The 20,530-nt window shown below is 46.7% G+C and carries 24 protein-coding genes and 1 tRNA gene; 16 read left to right on the top strand and 9 right to left on the bottom strand.

Annotated elements, in window-relative coordinates; all coding sequences use genetic code 11:
* Positions 1–7: 7 nt before the first annotated feature.
* From SD10_RS03170 to SD10_RS03140, 8 genes are all read left to right on the top strand, one after another.
* Positions 8–403 carry a DUF1622 domain-containing protein gene (locus tag SD10_RS03170; RefSeq protein ID WP_046375649.1) on the top strand — a complete coding sequence of 132 codons (396 nt, stop codon included), beginning with the start codon at positions 8–10 and terminating at the stop codon, positions 401–403.
* Between the two features lie 257 nt (positions 404–660).
* Positions 661–807, top strand: coding sequence for a hypothetical protein (locus SD10_RS29610; protein WP_158500537.1), 147 nt, complete (start codon positions 661–663; stop codon positions 805–807).
* 96 nt (positions 808–903) lie between these two features.
* The gene (locus SD10_RS03165) at positions 904–1,260 is read left to right on the top strand and encodes a SpoIIAA family protein (RefSeq protein ID WP_046375648.1); all 357 of its coding nucleotides are present in this window, start codon (positions 904–906) and stop codon (positions 1,258–1,260) included.
* A gap of 153 nt (positions 1,261–1,413) precedes the next feature.
* A complete protein-coding gene (locus SD10_RS03160; RefSeq protein ID WP_046375647.1) occupies positions 1,414–1,980 on the top strand; it encodes a hypothetical protein in 567 nt (188 codons plus the stop codon).
* A gap of 53 nt (positions 1,981–2,033) precedes the next feature.
* A complete protein-coding gene (locus SD10_RS03155) occupies positions 2,034–3,041 on the top strand; it encodes a mechanosensitive ion channel family protein (RefSeq protein WP_082111501.1) in 1,008 nt (335 codons plus the stop codon).
* Positions 3,042–3,067: 26 nt separating this feature from the next.
* Positions 3,068–3,283, top strand: a complete 216-nt coding sequence (locus SD10_RS03150; protein WP_046375646.1) for a hypothetical protein — start codon at positions 3,068–3,070, stop codon at positions 3,281–3,283.
* Between the two features lie 23 nt (positions 3,284–3,306).
* Complete coding sequence (locus SD10_RS03145) at positions 3,307–3,708, top strand: hypothetical protein (protein ID WP_046375645.1); 402 nt, start codon at positions 3,307–3,309, stop codon at positions 3,706–3,708.
* A 50-nt stretch (positions 3,709–3,758) separates the two neighbouring features.
* Positions 3,759–4,244 (top strand): DUF305 domain-containing protein, encoded by a 486-nt coding sequence (locus SD10_RS03140; protein ID WP_316933126.1) that lies wholly within the window; start codon positions 3,759–3,761, stop codon positions 4,242–4,244.
* A gap of 186 nt (positions 4,245–4,430) precedes the next feature.
* On the opposite strand, the gene SD10_RS03135 is transcribed toward SD10_RS03140, so the two are convergent.
* Positions 4,431–5,825, bottom strand: a complete 1,395-nt coding sequence (locus SD10_RS03135; RefSeq protein ID WP_046375644.1) for a DUF389 domain-containing protein — start codon at positions 5,823–5,825, stop codon at positions 4,431–4,433.
* Between the two features lie 90 nt (positions 5,826–5,915).
* Here SD10_RS03135 and SD10_RS03130 point away from each other — a divergent pair, with 90 nt between their 5' ends.
* Complete coding sequence (locus SD10_RS03130; RefSeq protein ID WP_046375643.1) at positions 5,916–7,178, top strand: cation:proton antiporter; 1,263 nt, start codon at positions 5,916–5,918, stop codon at positions 7,176–7,178.
* 161 nt (positions 7,179–7,339) lie between these two features.
* Here SD10_RS03130 and SD10_RS03125 read toward each other — a convergent pair whose 3' ends face one another.
* The 4 genes from SD10_RS03125 to SD10_RS03110 form a co-directional block, all read right to left on the bottom strand.
* Positions 7,340–8,647, bottom strand: coding sequence for a Gfo/Idh/MocA family protein (locus tag SD10_RS03125; protein ID WP_046375642.1), 1,308 nt, complete (start codon positions 8,645–8,647; stop codon positions 7,340–7,342).
* A gap of 93 nt (positions 8,648–8,740) precedes the next feature.
* Entirely contained in the window at positions 8,741–9,517 is a 777-nt protein-coding gene (locus SD10_RS03120) for a hypothetical protein (protein WP_046375641.1), read from the bottom strand.
* 22 nt (positions 9,518–9,539) lie between these two features.
* Positions 9,540–9,971 (bottom strand): ABA4-like family protein, encoded by a 432-nt coding sequence (locus SD10_RS03115; RefSeq protein WP_046375640.1) that lies wholly within the window; start codon positions 9,969–9,971, stop codon positions 9,540–9,542.
* A gap of 111 nt (positions 9,972–10,082) precedes the next feature.
* Entirely contained in the window at positions 10,083–11,288 is a 1,206-nt protein-coding gene (locus SD10_RS03110; RefSeq protein WP_046375639.1) for a dipeptidase, read from the bottom strand.
* 214 nt (positions 11,289–11,502) lie between these two features.
* On the opposite strand from SD10_RS03110, the gene ubiE reads away from it, so the two are divergent.
* From ubiE to SD10_RS03080, 6 genes are all read left to right on the top strand, one after another.
* On the top strand, positions 11,503–12,240 hold the full coding sequence (gene ubiE, locus SD10_RS03105) for a bifunctional demethylmenaquinone methyltransferase/2-methoxy-6-polyprenyl-1,4-benzoquinol methylase UbiE (RefSeq protein ID WP_046375638.1): 738 nt from the start codon (positions 11,503–11,505) through the stop codon (positions 12,238–12,240).
* A gap of 32 nt (positions 12,241–12,272) precedes the next feature.
* The gene (porT, locus tag SD10_RS03100) at positions 12,273–12,995 is read left to right on the top strand and encodes a type IX secretion/gliding motility protein PorT/SprT (RefSeq protein WP_046375637.1); all 723 of its coding nucleotides are present in this window, start codon (positions 12,273–12,275) and stop codon (positions 12,993–12,995) included.
* Between the two features lie 134 nt (positions 12,996–13,129).
* Positions 13,130–13,204, top strand: a tRNA-Val gene (locus tag SD10_RS03095).
* Positions 13,205–13,419: 215 nt separating this feature from the next.
* Entirely contained in the window at positions 13,420–14,010 is a 591-nt protein-coding gene (locus SD10_RS03090) for a hypothetical protein (RefSeq protein WP_046375636.1), read from the top strand.
* A gap of 129 nt (positions 14,011–14,139) precedes the next feature.
* A complete protein-coding gene (locus SD10_RS03085; protein ID WP_046375635.1) occupies positions 14,140–15,024 on the top strand; it encodes a hypothetical protein in 885 nt (294 codons plus the stop codon).
* Between the two features lie 40 nt (positions 15,025–15,064).
* Positions 15,065–16,513 carry an ApeA N-terminal domain 1-containing protein gene (locus tag SD10_RS03080; protein WP_046375634.1) on the top strand — a complete coding sequence of 483 codons (1,449 nt, stop codon included), beginning with the start codon at positions 15,065–15,067 and terminating at the stop codon, positions 16,511–16,513.
* Between the two features lie 292 nt (positions 16,514–16,805).
* On the opposite strand, the gene SD10_RS03075 is transcribed toward SD10_RS03080, so the two are convergent.
* Together SD10_RS03075 and SD10_RS03070 are read right to left on the bottom strand one after the other, a co-directional pair.
* Positions 16,806–18,089, bottom strand: coding sequence for a Y-family DNA polymerase (locus tag SD10_RS03075; protein WP_046375633.1), 1,284 nt, complete (start codon positions 18,087–18,089; stop codon positions 16,806–16,808).
* Positions 18,090–18,133: 44 nt separating this feature from the next.
* Positions 18,134–18,604 carry a S24 family peptidase gene (locus SD10_RS03070; protein WP_046375632.1) on the bottom strand — a complete coding sequence of 157 codons (471 nt, stop codon included), beginning with the start codon at positions 18,602–18,604 and terminating at the stop codon, positions 18,134–18,136.
* A 101-nt stretch (positions 18,605–18,705) separates the two neighbouring features.
* On the opposite strand from SD10_RS03070, the gene SD10_RS03065 reads away from it, so the two are divergent.
* Positions 18,706–18,897, top strand: a complete 192-nt coding sequence (locus tag SD10_RS03065) for a hypothetical protein (RefSeq protein WP_046375631.1) — start codon at positions 18,706–18,708, stop codon at positions 18,895–18,897.
* 273 nt (positions 18,898–19,170) lie between these two features.
* Here the strand turns inward: SD10_RS03065 and SD10_RS03060 are convergent, their stop codons facing one another.
* Both SD10_RS03060 and SD10_RS03055 read right to left on the bottom strand, forming a co-directional pair.
* Positions 19,171–19,530 carry a LytTR family DNA-binding domain-containing protein gene (locus tag SD10_RS03060; protein WP_046375630.1) on the bottom strand — a complete coding sequence of 120 codons (360 nt, stop codon included), beginning with the start codon at positions 19,528–19,530 and terminating at the stop codon, positions 19,171–19,173.
* 464 nt (positions 19,531–19,994) lie between these two features.
* Positions 19,995–20,408 carry a response regulator gene (locus tag SD10_RS03055; RefSeq protein WP_046375629.1) on the bottom strand — a complete coding sequence of 138 codons (414 nt, stop codon included), beginning with the start codon at positions 20,406–20,408 and terminating at the stop codon, positions 19,995–19,997.
* Positions 20,409–20,530 lie beyond the last annotated feature (122 nt).

The raw sequence follows: 20,530 nt of genomic DNA, 5'->3' as shown, positions 1-20,530 counted from the left end.
CAGACTCATGGAAGAATTTATTAAGGCCGCTACTTTACTATCGGCTCGCTGGATAGAAGCCGGGGCCGCCACCGTAATCGCGGTCGCATCACTGCGGGCGCTGGGTGGTTTTTTACTGGCGATTGCTACCGACCACAGTCTGGCGGTTCCCAAAGAAGAAATTCGACTATCGCTGGGTCGTTCGCTGGCCCTGGCCTTGGAATTAGAATTAGGCGCCGATATTTTAAAGACGGCTGTTGCACCAACCTGGAATGACATTGGTCTGTTAGCCGCCATTGCCGTATTGAGAACGGCTCTCAATTACTTTCTCGAACGCGAATTACGTAACGCCGAGCAACGAGACGATTCCTGGCGCATCAAACCTGGGGCATCCGGCGTTGATCCGGCCAACAAGCCCGCCTAGACCTTATTGGTCAGCAACGCTCTGGCAGATCGTCTCTTCATAAGCGATTGGATACGCTGGTCCTATTACACAAGTCAACCCCTGTTTGCCGCCCCAGCGAGTAAGTAGTAAATGAGGTTGAGCGGGTCTTCAATGAGCGGTACCAGCCAAAGGCGCTTCACAATCCAGCTGCCAGAACTCGGTTAACGGAGCTGCCATACAGCACCAAACAAACTACTGCCCTACCTGGTGTCGGCGACAAGGCACTCTGGAATCCGGTGGAAGAATTCCTGCACGTGCTTTACCTGCAGCACATCTTCAGCGTTCAGCTCAACACCGACGACTCATCCGACAGGCAACGCAAACAGGCGATTAGTCTGGCTTTGCTCACCATCGACAACTTAGACGATACAGGCCGTGGCTAAGACAATCAGCCTAATCAACCGGTCTGTACTGTCAACAATTTAGCAGATGCCCGGTTGATTACTCATTAAGCAACACGAACCTAAAACTCAACAGATATGATTAAGCCAATTGAATTCCAGGCCGATAACATTATTGGCTTCCAGATGACAGGTAAGATTACCGAAGCCGACATAAAGCAGTGGTCTTCAGTGCTGGACCAGCAAAGCAACAGACATGATAAACTAAGAGTGTACATCGAGTACAACGATGTAGATGCCGTATCCCTCAAGGCGGTACTGGCTGATCTGAAGTTTGACCTGACTCACCTTGGCGATTTTGAAAAAGCAGCATTAGTGGCCGATCAAAGCTGGACAACAGTACCGGCCAGCCTCGCCAATCTTATTCCGAACTTGCAAGCCAAACAATTTTCAATGGACCAGAAGGACGAGGCCAAACAATGGATTGCCAGCTGATTGCCAACTTCCCACTCTACCCGGACGCAGGCACGTCCCTTTCTAACTAAATTCTAAGCTTCCCCTAAGGGTTTCCTAAGGCATTCGTTGTTTCTTGAAGTAAAGGCCATCCACCTGGGGCCTTTACTTCAGCTTCATGACTCAACGGACGACATGACTACCCAACAGCCAACAACGGAAACCACAATGACATCCAAACTAAGTTTGGAACCTAAGAATGTGCTTTATATCGCAATCACTCTTTTAGGAATGGGTTGCGCTTATTTGCTTTATCGGAACTGGGCGCTGAAAAACGAGTTTACCCACGAACGCAATACCATACGGATAACCGCTCAGAATAACCAGCTATTGGCCAATCAACAGCAGTTAATGTTTGGGATGAAAACCTTTGTCTGGGCCGTTCGAAACGCTATGCTACAGAACAAGCCTGGTGAAATCAACGAGTATTTCAATACGCTGGTGCAAAACAAAGGGGTGCAGGAAATGCTGCTGGTTGACCCCGCCGGAAGGGTAACCCTCTCAACGAATAAGAAAAACCAAGGTATCGTGTTCGCCAGCCGTTTTCCGGGCTATCTGCTTCAGCAGGAAGACGTTTACTTCAACAACAAAGCGGTGTATGAGCTTTCGGCTCCTGTAACGGCTCCCAATAAGCGATTGGGTACGCTGGTTCTGTTTTACAAGCCGACGCCTGTTTTACCTGCCCCCGCTGCAAACGAGTAACAGACGAACCACCAGTAATGATAAGGAACCATTGGGCGCCTGGTGTCAACGATATGACTTACCTACTGATTTTTCTGCAACCCCCTCGCGTTAATGAACCCCCATTTACGCTCAATGGTGGCCTGATCCTGTTCTGGCGCACCGTTCGTGATTTCCTGAAAGGCACTGCTGAGCGGCTGCCTTACCTGCTAGTTGGCATTTTTGTCTTCGTACTGTTCTGGCTGCTGGGTAAACTCCTGCGGAAAGTTATCAACAAAGTGGCGGTTAAAACCCACGCTATTGATGATATGCTGGCTAATCTGGTCAGCCGTATTGTGAGTACGCTGGTCACCATTCTGGGTTTTCTGGTCGCCTGCGTCATTTTCTTTCCGTCGTTTAAGCCGGGCGATATTATCGCCGGATTGGGGATCACATCCGTAGCCATAGGCTTTGCCTTCAAAGACATTCTCCAGAACTTCTTTGCGGGCCTGCTTATCCTGTGGCGTCGCCCGTTCAAAGTTGGGGACCAGATTAAGATCAATAGTTTCGAAGGCACCGTTGAAGACATCAACATGCGCTCGACCCGGTTGAAAACCTACGACGGCGAGCGCGTTATTCTGCCAAACGGGGATGTCTATACCAGCTCGATTCTTGTCCGGACGGCCTACGATAAACGTCGGGTGAAGTTTGTGGTGGGCATTGGTTATCCCGATTCGATTGACCAAGCCCGTCGCGTCATTCACGGTGTTTTGAGTCGTATTGACGGCGTCCTCAAGGAGCCTTCCCCCTGGGTATACGTTTCCGAACTGGCAGGCTCATCAGTAAACTTGACGGTTTATTTCTGGGTGGAGTCGCATCAGGCCAATGTTCTGAAGGTGAGTGACCAGGTGGTGACGGGTATAAAACTGGCCCTCGATGAAGCCAGCATCGATATGCCGTATCCGCATTCGGTGATCCTGCTGGAAAAACAACCCGACGGACCGGCCATTCTGTCCCGCCCACCCGTGGCCACGCCCGACAAGACGCCTGACCGACATCCGCAGTCTGCAAAACGTCACTCATGCTCCTCGGCCAGAAATTAACTGGATAAATTAATCCTGTATACCTCATGAAACACCACCTCTCCTTTTCCGTACGGACGTCCACGGCAGCATTTATTTGTTTGCTGATGGCGGCTTTGTTTCTGCTGGTAGGGTTTGCCGCTAATTTCTTCTTTCTGGTGTTTGGCGGAATCATTGTGGCGGTGGTACTCAGTGGCCTGAGTCAGTTTGCCAGTAGCAAAACACGGTTATCGTATGACCGACTGGAAAAAGAATCAACTTAAATCAAAACTAAAACGTCAACGACATGAAAACGATCCGAACAATCACGCTGCTGATGGGTGCATTTGTAGCCCTCAATGCCTGTACACCCAAAATGACATTTACGAACTCGTCTGTTGTTCCCGCTGCTGCTGGTACCATAAATGTTAAGAAAGACAAGAACGAAAATTATACACTGAACGTACGTGTCCATAATCTGGCGGAATCCAAAAAACTGACGCCGGCCAAAGATACCTATCTGGTCTGGATGAAGCAGAATGACAACTCGGTCAAAAAGTTGGGCCAACTGAGCCCATCCGGTAAAGCGCTGACAGCCACTTTAACTGCGACGGCCGTCGCCAAACCCCAGGCGGTTTTTATCACGGCCGAAGACAACGCCGATATGCTGTATCCAGCGGGACAAACGATTCTGACGACCGAAGAATAACCACATCTGTTTTTCACACGTTTTACTTATTGGATCTAATTGAATACCTTATGGAAGCGAACCAGATGAACCAACAGCCAATGAAAGGAGGGAATTACCTTCGGTTCTTTCTGATGCTGGGCGTATCCTTTGTGATCATGCACCTGACCATGTATCTGAACACAGAAAAGGCGGATCACTTGTATCTAAGCACAAACCGACTGTATATGACCACGCTCATGATTACGACGATGGCAGTTGTGATGCTGTTATTTATGCGCTCTATGTATCAGAACACCCGAACGAACACGATGATCATCGTAGGGAGTGTAATCCTATTTGCGGCTGCTTTGTTTGGCGTCCGAAACCAGGTTTTCATCGATGATGAACGGTTCATGCAGTCGATGATTCCTCATCATTCGATTGCCATTCTGGTTAGCAAACAAGCCAATTTGAAAGATCCTGAAGTTAAAGAGCTAGCTCGTTCTATTATCGACGCCCAGGAACGGGAGATTGCTCAGATGAAGCAAATTCTGTCGAGACTGGACAAAAAATAAAAAATTGGTAGCCCATTCAGCAGACCTGACCACCGGTTCACAACCTGCGTTTTAACGACAGCCCGGTTGGCCAGATCACTAGTAGCCGTTTTCAGATCAGAACCTGTTTCTTACAAAAGTAAGTGGCTATTATCAACCAGGACAAACCGGAACGCCCTGGGTAAACCTGAGGTTAATTTAGCTCGGTTATTCGACCAGCAGTTTTATTTTTTTGCTCTTCGTACGGCTTTGCAGCCAGCGTTCAATCCGGCGTTTTTCGCTCGTTGTATGCCGACGGGAGAACCGTGCATAAACGAGCATCACCGTGTCGGGTTTGTTACTGCTTGCATTCATCACCAGCGACGGAGCCGCTGCAAACGTTTGCACATCCGGTACAAGGGTTTTAAGTTCATTTCGCAGGTCGGCCACCGCTAAGCGGGAGGTCTGAGTGAGGTCAATGTACCGACGCAGCGAGTCGATGGTATGATCTTTTCGGGTAATGGTGGCTTGACTGTATTGAATAACCTGATCGGCCAGTGTCGTTTTAAGGGCATCTACGTCGATTTCCGTATCTTTAAAACTGCCCTGCCTGACAACCAGATTCACCTCGTTCAGGCCATAGGCTGGCATTTTGGCCCGTAACAGATTGATCGAATCCTTGGGTAGCGGTTCGCCGACCAGAGAGAGTTCCAGCACACTCTGCCGCCGATTGAACCGGGCCGTATAATTGATCACCTGCCGGTACTGAAAATTACATTCGTTCGTAACAAATCGCTTGGCCGATTGCTCAAAAATCGTTTTGCGAACAATCTGATAACCCAGGTAACTGCTGGGTACAACAACGATGAGAACGGCCAGCCAGATGGTATGCCGAACCCGGCGTTCTACATCAGACGATGGATATTCTTTCTGATGAAAATTTAGAAACCGAACAATTAGAAAGGTGGCCAGGCTGATGCAGACACTGTTGATGAGAAACAGGTAAAATGCCCCGGCAAAGTAATACAGGTTGCCGGTCGACAGGCCGTAACCAGCTGTACACAGGGGCGGCATGAGCGCTGTAGCAATGGCAACCCCAGGAATAACATTGGTCACTTTATCGCGCCGTGTTCCCGCAACAATGCCCGCTAGTCCACCGAAAAAAGCGATAAATGCATCCCAGACGGTGGGCGAGGTGCGGGCCAATAGCTCCGACTGGGCAATGTGCAGCGGACTGACGAAGAAGTAGAGGGTTGAAGTCGACAGACTGATAAAGACAGCAATGCCTAGGTTTTTCAGCGCCCGCTGGATCATGGTCAGGTCATTGATGCCAATGCCCAGACCAATGCCCATGATCGGGCCCATGAGTGGAGAAATAAGCATGGCGCCGATAATAACAGCGGTGGAATTGACATTGAGCCCAATGGAGGCAATGAAGATGGCGAAAATGAGCGTCCATAGGTTCACGCCCCGGAACTCGATGCCTCGGCTAATCGACTGAATGATTCCTGCATCGTCCGCCTTGTCTGCTTCCAGGCTGAACCGGTCCCGAATCATGTGGCTAAAGCGGGAGAGCGGGTCCGTACGGTTAGTTTGTGGGTTTTGTGAATCATTAACGATCATAGGCGACGCCGATTAAGAAGGTTTGTAGATAAGAAACGGCTGGTTTTAATGGAAAGTTAATGTATCCTTGTACGATTCTTCTGGTAAGCTATGGACTTATTTACACTGATTACCCTACTTATTGTCATGGCAGCCTTATTTGCCTACTTCAATACGCGCTGGTTGAAACTGCCCGATGCCATTGGAATTATGGTACTATCGCTTGGTTTTTCGGCGGTATTGATCGGGGTAAATGCCATTCAACCAACCTGGTTTGTAGTGGTACGTCAAACCATTACCGAAATTGATTTTGGACGAGTGCTGTTCGATGTCATGCTCAGCTTCCTGCTCTTTGCCGGGGCTTTTCATACGGATGCCACGCAATTACGGGTTGAACGTCGATCGGTCATGTTATTCGCCCTGGTAGGCGTCCTGTTGAGTACAGGGCTGGTGGGAACAGGGCTTTATCTGGTAACGGGCTGGTTCGGGTTTGGCTTGTCATTCCCGCTTTGTTTGCTGTTTGGCGCTCTGATTTCGCCTACTGATCCAATTGCGGTATTGGGCATTCTGGCTAAATTCAAGCTGCCGGAGAGTGTTAAACTCAACATTGTAGGCGAATCCTTATTTAATGATGGGGTTGGCGTAGTAGTTTTTGCCTCTATTTATCGAATTGTGGTGAACGGAACCGAAAGCATCAGTGCCGGCCAAATCGGTTTGTTATTTCTGGAAGAAGCTGGTGGTGGTATTCTGTTTGGGCTAGCGCTGGGCTATGGGATGTACTGGCTCCTGCGTTCGATCAATCATTATCAAACCGAAGTCATTATCACGATAGCGGCCGTAATGGGCGGTTATCTGTTGGCTCAGAAACTCCATATTTCGGGTCCTCTTGCCATGGTAGTAGCTGGTCTGTTTGTGGGTGACCACGCCCGGGAAGAAGCCATGAGCCATCAGACGGAAGAGTACATCGATAAGTTCTGGGAATTAATTGACAGTATCCTGAACGCGCTGTTATTTGTGCTGATTGGCCTGGAATTACTGATCATCGATTTTCAGTCGGGCTATTGGTTAATTTGCGTCGTAACGATCATACTGGTACTGCTCGCTCGATTCATTTCCATCTGGCTTCCTTTTCAACTGGCCCGGCGCTGGCTTGATCTGGATGATAAAGCACCCATCATGCTGACCTGGGGCGGCCTACGCGGAGGATTGTCAATTGCGATGGCCTTGTCGATTCCGAATGACTTGTCCGACAAAGATTTGCTGGTAACCATTACCTATGGCGTGGTCTTGTTCTCTGTTATTGGGCAAGGTCTAACCATGGAACGACTTATCCGGCGTTTATACCCCACGGATGAGTCAATAAAACCTAAGTGAACGTAACGATGAAAAGCCAACATCATGGCAATGAGAAGGGCGTTACGTCTGCAGGAAGGTCAGGCGGCTTAAAGATTTATGCCGGAGACCATGGCCAGTATTTTGTTGTCCAGTCTAGACTTAAAAGCCTTCATATCAATGTGATATGAAGGCTTTTAAGTCTAGACTGGATATTGCCAGTCACCTCGATAAGCGCGGCTCAGGAGCTTGTTAGCTTCAGGATCATTCGAGATCTGTTTCCCATCCCAGGCAACGCTTCGTCCCAGCTTCATAGACAACATACCCAGCAGGGCCATATTGGTGGAGCGGTGTCCAATCTCGATGTCGCAAACAGGTAATTTATTGGTTTTGATGCTGCTCAGGAAGTTAGCCCACAATAGCGCAATGTTCTGATCATCGGGTTTGTCCAGTTGCGCATCCTGGTGAATGACTGGCTTTTTGGGATCTGACGGATAGAATGTCCAGCCATCCAGCCAACCCATGTGAAAAGTGCCCTCGGTTCCGTAGAAATAAACGCCTACCGCTTGTTGTGGGTGCGTCTTTTCGGCCATATTCCCGGCAAAAGAACGCTGCTCCCAGATAGCCGTAAAGTTCTCGAACTCGTAGGTTGCCACCTGGTGATCGGGGGCGTCGGTGCTGTCTTTTTTAATCGCTCGCCCGCCTGTCGAATAGACCTTGCGTGGATGGTTCTCTTCCGTACACCACAGGATTTGGTCGAGCCAGTGAATACCCCAGTCGCCGAGGGTTCCGTTGGCATAATCCAGAAAATTACGCCAGCCTCTTGGGTGCATGGTCGGATTATAAGCCCGCAAGGGAGCCGGTCCGCACCACATATTCCAGTCCATTTCTTTGGGGGCTTCCGCATCGGGTGTGGGCTGACCCGCACCGCCGGGGTAGTACACAAACGCCCGGGCCATACCAATTTGGCCCGCCTTTCCCGATCGTAAAAACTCCCGGCCGGATACGTTGTGGGGCGACACCCGCCGGTGCATCCCAACCTGGCAGATGCGGCCTGTTTGCCGCGCCGTTTTCACCATTGCTTTTCCTTCATTGATGGTATGGCTTATGGGCTTTTCGACATACACATGAGCTCCGGCTTTCATGGCCTCAATGGCGACGAGCGGGTGCCAGTGATCGGGCGTAGCCACAATAACAATTTCGGGTTTCTCGGTAGCGATCATCTCGCGGTAGTCCCGGTATAATTTCGGCTGATCGGCGGTTAGTTTACTGAGTTCTTCGCTGGTCTTTTTAAGCTGGCGCGTATCCACATCACAAAGCGCGACAATTTTCGATTCACCCGCCTGCACCGCGCAACGCAGAATATTACCACCCCACCAGCCAGCACCGACAACGGCTGTTCGGTATTTCTGAGCGGATTTGCGGGTAATAAACGCCCGAACGTCAACGGGGTCGGTGATGAGCGAGGCTCCGGCAAGCGCAGACGTTTTCAAAAAATCAGTACGATTCATCAGGTAAGAAAGAGTAGACGTTTTGACGTTGAGACAAACCATGTTTTCGTCTCTATTCAGTCAAAGCATCATTTGCCCGTTTTTTACCATCCATTAGTGGCCCACCGTGGCCAATAGCGGTTTACCGGCCAGCGCCTGTATCAGTAAGCCGGTAACCACAATAAAATAGATGGCTGCCACGACAATAACCTGACGCGGTTGCCGGGCGATATAGTAGCCAAACAGCGGAATGAGCTGTAGCGCATGCATCCCAAAAAAATGAGCTACCCGCAGGTCGCCATGCCGAATGCTCCAGTTAAGCACCGGCAAACCCGGCCCGCCATCGGGTGCACCGACCGTGTGGGATAGCCGACTCACCATCATAAATCCCTGGAAGGCAAAAAGTACAAACAGGGTTATTCCCAACCGGATGCCCCATAAATAGGTTGGGCTAAGAGCCTGGGTGTCGAGCCGAAAAAAGAGGTATCCAATATAGGCGGTCCAGACTGTAAATACCGTAATGGCTATACCCATCACCCCAAACAAAAGACCATCGGCGGGCGTCGAAGCATTGAAATGGGATAGTTTGCCGCGAGTAGCCTGCCAAATAATGATACCCAACTCAATGGCGAAGACAACAACAACCATCCAGGAATAAGCCTGTATACGCCCTTTTTGAGGAAGCTCGGCCAGGTACCAGGCCATTGTCCAGCAGAGAATAGTGGTAGACGCCAGAAATTTCATAGGTTTTATGTAAGCGCTGATGCCCATTACCTGGGTCTGGGTAGTCAGTATCAGCACGGTACAGATGAGCACGCCTGCCAGACAAACCCAGCCTAGCTGAGAAAGAACGGCATTGCGTGCGTGAAGGGAAGTAAATAAAGCGACCATTGTCGTTTTGGTTTTAGCGTAATTAGACAGATACCTGATGGGTTCGTACCGTACGAATTATCCAGTACAGCAACAACCCTACCGGACCTAGCATGAAGCAGAAAAACAGCGGCAGCACAATCAGCCAATGTGGAATGGCTTTCTCCTGCGAATCACGCACCACGACGGTACCGGCCACCAGATCAAATGCGAGGTAATGTACCCAACCGGCCAGCATCACACCATCGCCCCCTTGGGCGAACAGTTGTTTTACACCTGCCAATGTCCCAAAGGCACTAAAATCCACAGGGCCACCACGGAACAAATAAATTACGTAAATGACGGCCAGACAAACCGGGATCAGGTAGGCGTTCATCAGCCATCGGGTTACAAACCAGCGTGGCGCCAACACCATAAGCAACCACTGCGGCAGTACGATCGTACTCGCCAGACTAAAAACGGCTTCGGGAGACATGTGGGGTTGATGGGTTTACGGTTTGTGGTTTATAGTTGGCAGTTTATGGTAGGCTGACGACGCGTCAGCAACACTCGTGCGTCAGCCTACCGAATACCGTAAACCAAATACCTACTGTACTTTCGCCTGGCCTAAGACCCGGAGTAAATTACCGCCCCAGATTTTGGCGATGTCGGCTTCGGAATAGTTTCGGCGTACCAGCTCAACCGTCAGGTTTTCAATTTCACTAACATCTTCGAGACCATTGACGCCCCCGCCCCCATCGAAATCCGACCCAATACCCACATGATCGATGCCGACCAGTTTAACGATGTGGTCAATATGATCGACAATATCCGACAGGCTGGCCCGCTCCGACGCATACACTTTAGAAACGGAGTCGCTCATGGCCGTCATGCGGGCTTCCATCTCAGGCGTTACTACCTTCCCGACCCGTGCCATCCGGATTTTGGTCTTGGCAGCCCGGTTCGCATCCGATGGTTTCTTTAAGTAATCACTCACAAAGTTTACCTGCACCACGCCCCCTTTGGCCGCAATGGCCTTGATCATATCGTCGGTCATGTTACGGGGAAAATCGCAGAGAGCCCGGCAGTTGGAGTGCGACGCAATAACAGGTGCTTTGGATAAAGCCAGGGCATCATAAAACGTACTATCGGCCACGTGCGATACGTCGATCAGGATACCCAGTCGATTCATTTCCGGCACTACTTGTTTACCAAAGTCGCTCAAGCCGCCATAAATTGGGCCATCAGGATCGGTCGATGAATCGCCGATGAGGTTGTTGGCGAAGTGCGTTAAGGTCATATAGCGGCAACCCAGGTCATAATAGGTCTTCAGCATCGACAAATCCTTCCCAACCGGATAGCCATTTTCCATACCAATAAATACCGCCCGCTTACCCGCCTTTTTTATCCGATAGGCATCGGCCGGAGTAGTCGCCAGTTCGGCCAGATCAGGGTATTTTTTCAGAGCCTGATGGATCAGGTCAAATTGATTCAGGGCATTTCGTTTAGCCTCGGCATGGCCTTCGTCTGTACGTGGCCCTTGCGAGGTGTATACAGCAAAAAACATGGCATCCATACTTCCCTTCTTCATGCGGGGAAAATCGATCTGCGATCCGTCGCGTTTGGTATCATGCGAAGCGCCCACATCAAAACCCGGCTTTTGCATCATAATCGGTGCATCGGCATGGGTGTCGAGGGTTAAAACGTGCTGGTGAATCTTACGGGCTTTTTTGGTTAGCTTATCATCATCGCCGGGCGAATGAACCGCGAACGAGCTTAGCGCCAGTATGGCTGACAGGAAAAGAGGGAGCATAGAGAATCAGGTTGTTGCGAAAAAAGACATTCTCTCGAAACTACACATTGCCCGCTGGAATATCAAACTTTCGGCTGAAACGTGCTGTTATCCCACTACCTTTGCCATGTTTAAAGAGCGAAAGAATGAATGAGCGAAAGAGCGGTCCGCCGATGTGGTGAAACCGTTACGCTCAAGCACTCATTCGTTCTTTCACTCTTTCGCTCTTTAAAAAATGTCCGTCGTACCTTACAAAGATAAAGACACCTCCAAACGGGAACAGGTTGCTGAAATGTTCGATAGTATTTCGCCGAAATACGATCTGCTAAACCATGTTTTGAGTGGTGGAATCGACATTCTGTGGCGCAAACGAGCCATTCGTGAGCTAAAAAAAGCATCGACCAAATCGCCCAAACGTATTCTCGACATTGCGACCGGCACCGGTGATTTTGCGCTGGAAGCCCTGTCATTGAAGCCGGAGAAAGTCGTAGGAATGGACATTTCGGAAGGGATGCTAGCCGTTGGTCGCGACAAAATGAAGAAGCGGGGCGTCGACCAGATCATCGAAATGCGGTCCGGTGATTCAGAAGGATTGCCCCTGCCAGACAATGATTTCGACGCTGTCATCGTTGCATTTGGTGTGCGCAATTTCGAGAACCTGCTTAAAGGGTTGACCGATATGCACCGCGTGACGCGCCCTGGTGGTGTATGCGTGGTCCTGGAGTTCTCGAACCCGCGCCAGTTTCCCTTTAAACAACTATACGGTTTTTACTCCCGTACCATCCTGCCGCTCATTGGGCGCGTAGTGAGCAAAGACGCATCGGCGTATACTTACCTGCCTGAATCAGTGCAGGCCTTCCCCGATGGTCCTGACTTCCTGCGCATTTATGAAAAGGCTGGATTCAAAAACACCAAATGGATACCGCTCACCTTCGGCGTTGCGTCAATTTACATCGGCCACAAGCTGGCTTAACCAAGCCGGGCCAAACCACTGTAGGCCAGCCTATGATAAACTTTACTGCCCAATGGCCGGTTCGGCTTGCGCTGGTTGTGTTGCTGGTTGGTCTTCTATCGGTCAGGACACAGGCACAGACCAGCTATAAATACGTTCGTAAGCACCTCGAACGCTACGACGACAAGACAATCCACTATGGCTTCTTTTTTGCCATGCCCGTGACTCGTTTCAGCGTTACCTACAGCCCGGCGTTCCTGACGGCTGATTCGGCCTCCCGAATTTATTCGCCCAACAAACCGGCGTTTCGGGTCGGCTTTGTGGTCAACACGTATTTAAGCAAGCATTTCGATTTGCGGCTAACGCCTTCGGTGTCGTTGTTCAGCCGCGAAGTACAGTACGATTATCCGGGTGGCACCTCCAAAACAGAAACCCGCGAATCGACCTGGATTGACTTGCCGCTGCTGGTCAAGTACAAATCGGAGCGACGCAACAACAGCCGGATGTATTTGCTGGCGGGGGGCGCGTTCAGCATCGAAAGTAACGTGCGTAAGCAAGAGGCTCAGGGCGTCAATAAGCTAAGCACGGGAACGATGGATTTCTCGATTGAATACGGCATCGGTTTCGAGCAGTTTTTCGAGTATTTCAAATTTGCCCCTGAACTTCGGTTCTCGCACGGCCTGGTCAACCTCTATCGGCCAACCAACAATATGGCCGGTATTGGCATCAATCGGCTTACGTCACACTCGGTGACACTGTACCTAAATTTTGAATAAGAGGATACCCTTGTCAATCAGCGGCTTAAAAAAAACTTTAACTTTTTTTGGCTCCTGGCTTGCATAAAGGCGATTTAGGCTCTTATATTTGCACTCCCAAACGACGACAATCGCAAAGGGAAAAATAAGAAAAAGGGAGTTTAGCTCAGCTGGTTCAGAGCATCTGCCTTACAAGCAGAGGGTCGGCGGTTCGAACCCGTCAACTCCCACTAGTGAAAATCAAGCACTTACGATGTAAAATTGTAAGTGCTTTTTTTGTTGGTGTACATTTTGGTGTACAAAAGTATTACAACTCCTATAAGCGTATTTCTACATTTAGTAGATTCTTCAGAAGTATAAAAATAAAATAATGGCTTCATTTGTGGTACGGTATTAATTAACTGAACTGGCTCTTATCTATAAAGTCAGTATCCCACACCATCACATGAATCGCTCAACTTTATTAGCCCTACTATTAGTTGTTTGTGGCTGCTCCTACCGTCATGAAAATGACCAGAGCTCACAAACAGCAGCTTTTGCTAAAGAAGACTCCATTCTTCTGGCAGAAGTGAACAACGCTCCTGATCCAAAACCACGTCAGATTCCACTGTTTAATGACGTCCCAAAACTTAGGCGAACTCTCGGGTCCGTAGGAATAGGCGAAATGCGTAAATGGTGGAATGATGGTATAAGCTGGATGTCAGCCAGTAACTTTTATAATATTGGCTCACCTGGACCTAGTGGAATGCCCGGTAACCTCGCCTTCTATTTAGAATCGCCCTCCGAAAAGTATGTTGAATCGCTGAAGGTGAAAGTCAATATCAATAACATGTCTGAGAAGGAAGCTGCGCTTAAAAAGTACGCTCAAACTGTCGAAAGAACTTTCAATGTGATAGGCGTAGCTATGCCATCTGGCCTAAAGCCAGCTCTGTTGGCAGGAAAACCCTATGAGAATGTCACTACACAGCGAACGATAAAAAACATCTTTGAGCCAGGCAATTTTGACTCATGGAAGATGCAGGTCCTTTCTCATTGATTGGAGATGATAATGCACCAACCCTAAGTCGCCCATTGGGTAAAGTAATATTATGCTTGACAGTAAGAGAGAATTTTTTGACAAAACGATGACTCTGATCGCCCGCTTGGATTTATCTTTCAGAATAATATGCAACAACCTCTACTCAAAAGACTTACAAGATTTAGAGAAAATATATTAGTTATTCTAAGTATTATTTATGGTATAGGTTATTTTAGTTGGTCTATTTATGCTTATAAAGAATCTTTAGGTGTCGTTTCAGCTGTAGAAGTGCAATATTTTGTTAGTGGCCTGCCTCCTTTTATATTTATTATGATAATTTATTTTATCTATTTGTATGAAGCCAGGATGCTAGCAAAACTTTCTAACAATACAACACTAATTAATATTGACAGAATCAATATAATAGTAATAATAATAATTTTCTTTTTTATCAGCACGGTACTCTATATGCCTTTTTATAAGTTATTGTATAATATTTTTAAATCTATTTGGAGTGGTTATGAGCTAAAGAAATTTAATATTACCAAAATATTAAATTTCTTGTCTGAGAATCTGCTTGCTTTTATACTCATCTATTTTTATTATTTAATTTATCCAGCCACATATACTATGGTTATGGAACATCATAAACTTAAAGAGTTTTACTCTTCAATGAACTTGAAACAAATAAACAGAATACCTTCAATTTTAAGGCCTATTGTTTATAGTACAATTATGTTACTAACCCTTAATTTATATTACCGAAAATTGTTCCCTATATTACCCCAGGAGTTTGGTGGAACCAGACCTAAGATGTGCCTTTTTGAAGGAAAAGTCGAGGACTTTCTAATACCTCGTTCTGACAAAATTTTATCAAACATCTACTCTGAAGATTGCAATATAATATTAAGTGATACTGTACTAGTTTATTACTACAATGATGAGAAATTCGTCATTAAACCTAAAAAAGACCCGACGAAAGTATACGAGTTATCTCGCGACATTATAAAAACTATTACTTGGATTGAATAAATTTTCTAACTGTTGAGTAAAGTATTTTTTGATCTTAATTATGACTGAAAATCGTGAGTGGATTGGCAAGTGGACAATCAATTTCGGTGAAGAGGAAAGGATTTTTCATGGAGTTTTAACTTATTCTCTAAAAAGCGGAGGTGAATTAAAAATAGCAAAAGAAGGTGCTCATTGGGATGAATTCTTTTTGCTTGATCAATCAACTCTAATCCCAATTATAAAAGGGTATGAATATTCAACTGGAAAAGGTATAACACTAATTAATTCGCTAATTAGAAATTATAGCGTTTCATCAGGAGTTAAAATTACCATTCTTCCCAATCTAATTATTGACAATTTAGACTACGCTGACAAGCACTCATTACAATTTTTAACGGCTACTGTAGTATACGAAGGCTTGGGTCCATGGCTTGCAATTACCGGCGTAACCAAGTCATTTAAAGATGATGGAGTAAAGTTTACAGGAGTAACAATGGAATATAATCAACCTGAAAGTTTGAAGTTTGACATACAGAACCTATTTAAAATTCAGATCGATTTTGGTTACCAACCTGGAGACTCGAGAACTTATACGGGTTATTCTTTGAAAGAAGTCTATTATACAAATTTTATATTTAAGGAACCAGGTGCGAATATACATGACTTATTAAAATGGGTTGAACACTACAGGCGGTTACTCACTACTTTATTCGGTCAACCATCATTTATAACATCATACTCTATTACAAATAGTCTTGACATAACGCCAAAAAACACCTCTACTTTATACTACAAGAATACAATTGACGGGTTTCCAAATAATGCGCCTACTGGCGTTAGGATGCGAACACTTTATGCGTTGCTAAAAACGCCATTAAATGACATTTTAAACAAATGGGCTTCGTATCATCTATCTAATGATTTAGATTATGTAGCTTGGATTGCGTCAAAAGATTTTCACCGTTTTTCAGAGGAAACCTTTTTAGAAGTAGCTAGATCGCTCGAGGTTTTCTGTGGTATAGATACGGACAAAAAATTATACAGTGATATAGAGAAAAAAAATCTAAAAAAGGCCATCAAAGATAAAATATCTGCTAATGATTTTTTAAATAACTTTAATACAGAAATAGCATCAGGTGAAAATGTTGAGCGCTTTAACAACATGTTAGAAAAGCTATTAAGTGCTGTCACTTATGCTGACTCTTTATCATTGAGGCGAAAAATTAAGTTAGCCTTAGAGCAAATAAAGCAAAAGATAGAGGCTGAGAGTTACGAAAAATTATTTCCAGATAGTAAGTCATTAATCAACAAAATCGTAGATTATAGAAACTATTATACTCATTACGATGAAAAATCTATTGAAATTTATCAAGGTGAAGAGCTGACAATAGATCAATTAGTTTTGCTAGCACGAAAAGTCAAGAAAATAATGTTACTACTATTGCTCAATGATTTAGGTATACCTATGCAACAAGCGGCTGATAGCTTTATACGTTTAGAGGTAAGTTAATTCTCTCTTAGATATCATTTTTATTTCCTATTTGAGTGAGTAATTATAATCCATGAGAGCATACATACATGTTCTTTTCTTCCCACTTATCGATTACCTATTCAATAATATGTATTGTTCGACAATATAATAAGCCTTCATGAAGCGGAGATAGATTCTTGTCGTCAAAGGGTCACTATGTCGATTGTGATGCATGAGTCTGAGTAAACCTTTGTGACCAGCGTAATAATGCAAGTTGCGAGTATATCGACAACAGAAGGTGTATGCTCATTTAAATTTTTACCTGAAACAATCATTTGACCGTGAGAATATCCACCCATCGTGTCGTGTATCGGGGTGACAGATACGATGGCTTCATTGGCCATTCAGGATTAGATATCTGTGATGCCATCCGTAGCTTATCCTGACCATAACGCTTATTGACCTTGTCCACGACAGCCGAGAGTCTGATGAGCCGCTCATCCGGTCCTTTTGTAAATACACCCACCTGACGATAGTCGGCTGGCACCAGGTCCGTGAGCATGATACCTACCCGCTGGTAGTTGTAGCCAAACTTGAAGATTGCCTTCAAGCCGGATTCAGCATATTTGATGATCTCCAACGTGGAACTGGTTGGATGAGGAAGCCGCACTGTGACACTATTGCTGTACTGTTTGACGGGCATATAGTTGCCGGGCGTTCTCCGGTGCGGGTTAGTGCGCAGCCATACCGTAACCGCACCACAAAGCGATTCCTGTTTGCGCAGTTTCTCGCAGATTCGGGATAAATGAGAGGTTAACGCATCGGTGATGTTATCCAGATCAGGAATCACTTTGCCAAAGCCTGGCTCGGTGCAAATCGCCTTACGCGCTGGTGGGTTTACCTCCAATAGTTTGCAGGGCAGTCCTCGTAGCTCATGAACCAGCCGCAGCCCATTGACAGTCATCACACGCCCGATCCAATCATCATTGACCTCCCGCAGCTGATAGGCCGTGCGGATGCCTTGTTTCTTCAACTTACTGGCTGAGCGGCCACCTACGCCCCACAAATCATCAATAGGAAAGCCCCACAGTGCCTCGTCAATTGCCTCTTTTGTATCCAGCACACAAACGCCATTGAACTCTGGCTTTGTCTTGGCCAGGCGATTAGCCACCTTGGCCAGAGTTTTAGTGGGTCCGATACCAACGCCCACCGGGAGCCGCAGCCACTGCTTTATGGACGCTCGGATTGTCTCACCAAGTCCTCGATATGTCGGGTAAATGCCAGTGTACTCTTCTAGCTGAAGAAAAGCTTCGTCAATTGAATATACCTCTACATCGGGCGCAAACTGCGTGAGCAGGCTCATTAACCGGGCCGAGATATCGCCATATAGCTCGTAGTTGGAAGAGAAGACAACCACCCCATGCTCATCAACAAGTTCTCTTGTCTCAAAAAAGAGTTGCCCCATCTTGATGCCTAACGCTTTAGCCTCAGCACTTCGAGCCACCACATTGCCATCCCGGTTAGATAGCACAATCACAGGCTTACCTTCCAGCTCGGGCCTGAATATCTGATGACAGCTGGCGTAAAAACTATTGGCGTCAATGAGGGCGTACATAAAGAAAGCATTTATTCTTATACCGATCTCGATTACAAATAATCTTAGCGATAGCGGGCATACCGGGGTGGTTTTGAGATGATGTAAGTGACTTCGCCAAGCACAGCAACTTTGTCCCGATCCGGGTGCAGATACATAGGGGCATAGTTCTCATTACTTGATTCCAACATAATCATCGGGCTTTTATCAATGTAGCGTTTGACGCACCAGCCCTCGTTGACCCAGATAACAATGACCATGCCCGTTTCAATTGGCCTGGTCGAGTCAACCACCAGAATGGAGCCTGGAAAAATGTAATCACCCAGCATACTCTCTCCGGTAGCTTTAACGAAATACGTATTGTCAGGGTGCAGCACACAGAGGTCCTGTAAGTTCAGCCGCTGGCGTATGTAATTGTCGGCCGGATTGGGGAAGCCTGCCTGCACGGCTGCATCGAAGAAAGGTAGTTCTTTGCGCCTTGTCGGGTCGGTCAGGAATATATTTTCAGGAGGTATGTAGTCAATCCAGTCAATCATATGGCGGTGTTTAAATGTAACAAACTGCTATATAATACAATTATTATATATGTTGCAACTATGGTATATTGAAATGCGCTTTATGCAAACATGGATTGAGTATGAAAATGGTCATTTCCCCGGGTGATCGGGTACGGGTTACGCAAGTTCTAAAAGGTTACGAACGTGGCTACTATGCAGGCACCGTGTTAACCTGGACCGAGTCGGGCAAACTTAAAATTAGAGCGGATGCCGGCACAGTGGCAATTGTATCGAGCGAACTGGTCAAGAAGATAGCAGATGGCGCTGTGTGAATGGGTAAAGTACTGATGAGTAAGTTTCATGCAAACTAGGATGTTTCTTTTATCCACTTCCTCACTATAAACTTTTAATTAAAGCGAATTGAACCGCAGGGGGTTAAGACATCAATCCTGTTTGAAGGAATTATTATCGTACTCAGCCGCCCTCCTCTGGATGGCGGTTGTTTTTTGCCATATTCTAAATATTGTTGGCACTAGAGACTAGTCTCTTTTATTTAGCGATTCCATTGAGTTAATATAATAATGCATGTCAACTACAGCCAGATCTTATTGGGGTCTGGCTGTTTTAAGTATGACCTGATCATCTGATTTCGTCTCCAGTAATACTTTCCAGCGTCGACGGGAAACGGACAGTTCGGTCCCATCGGTCATGCAGACTAGGCTGATGCGATGTCTAGCCGATCTGGTCGGACCAAGGGCTGCAATAAAGTGTTGATTGACCAGCGTACCTTTATTGATGCGCAGCAGCGTTGTTGATTGAACCTCGACATCTTTCAGCGTCATGGTAGCTAAGACTCGTTTGCCGCCAGTCAGGTAGACATTGGAGTAGTTTCCGTCACCCAGCACGTATAGGATCTGGATGACGGGGATAGGTGCTTTATGACCAACAAGTTTGATAATACTCATAGTGTAGTGGATGTGGCTCTCGACCAATTTATGTCAAATTATTGAATTTTGGTCAAGGGCGATGAGGAGAATTGCTTACGCAACTGGTTTATTGATAAGCTTAAACTCGTACACCCATGCGTATGGATTTTCAGCCCATGAACCTTTCCCATTGATTGAGTCCCACAGCGATTGATAAGACGCTTTCCGATTCGCAGTAAGCCCCCTATACTCCCTTTTTCAAAACGTGCTTTCTGACACTACCCTGCCCAGCGGATAAAATTCATAAAAAGGCAGATGAGGAAGTTTAGCTTAGCTCGAAACAGTATAGAACTTTTCATACTATTCGCACCCGAGAATTGACTAATAGGCGGTTTTCGCATCTCCAGATTGGCCGCTACAAAACAAAAGTGCCCAACTCAGGGAGCTGGGCAATTCCGTTTACATAGGTTAAACGCATGACTGACTAAAGTGACGGCCAAAGTCTAACAGCATCGGCCCACCAGCCACTCCTCCCGCAGCCTGATGACTAATTGACTCAATAATGTTCCATTCATCGGCTTAGTAATAAACTCGCTGGCACCAAGTACCTGTGCTCGTTGTCGATCCTGCTCCTCATCAGATGTGGTTAGAATAACAATAGGCGTACACTGGTAAAGTGGGTGTTCCCGAAGTTGTTTCAGTGCCTCAAATCCGTTAAGCCGGGGCATATTTAAATCCAGAATAATCAATTCAGGTGTCGATCCGCTTTGTTCCAGGGCTTCTAATAAGGCCAGCCCATCGTGAGCAAAGGCGAGCTGGCATTGGGGGCTATTCTTAGCGAAAGCACTATTCAGCAAGTAGCGGTCATCCTCATCATCATCGGCCACAAAGACGCAGGTGTAGGAGTTTTTGGTCATCAGTAAGGCTGAAGGTTACAATGGATAAAAAGGGACATCTCAATAGCCTTTTATACAATCAGTCTGCCAGCTATTCAACAGACAATAGTACGGTGAACTCCGGTAGCATGCGCTTTGTTTGT

This window comes from Spirosoma radiotolerans, from assembly GCF_000974425.1.
GTDB classification, from domain to species: Bacteria; Bacteroidota; Bacteroidia; order Cytophagales; family Spirosomataceae; genus Spirosoma; species Spirosoma radiotolerans.
The sequence above is the reverse complement of the archived record's forward strand: the minus strand, read 5'-3'. Positions and strand labels throughout refer to the sequence as shown.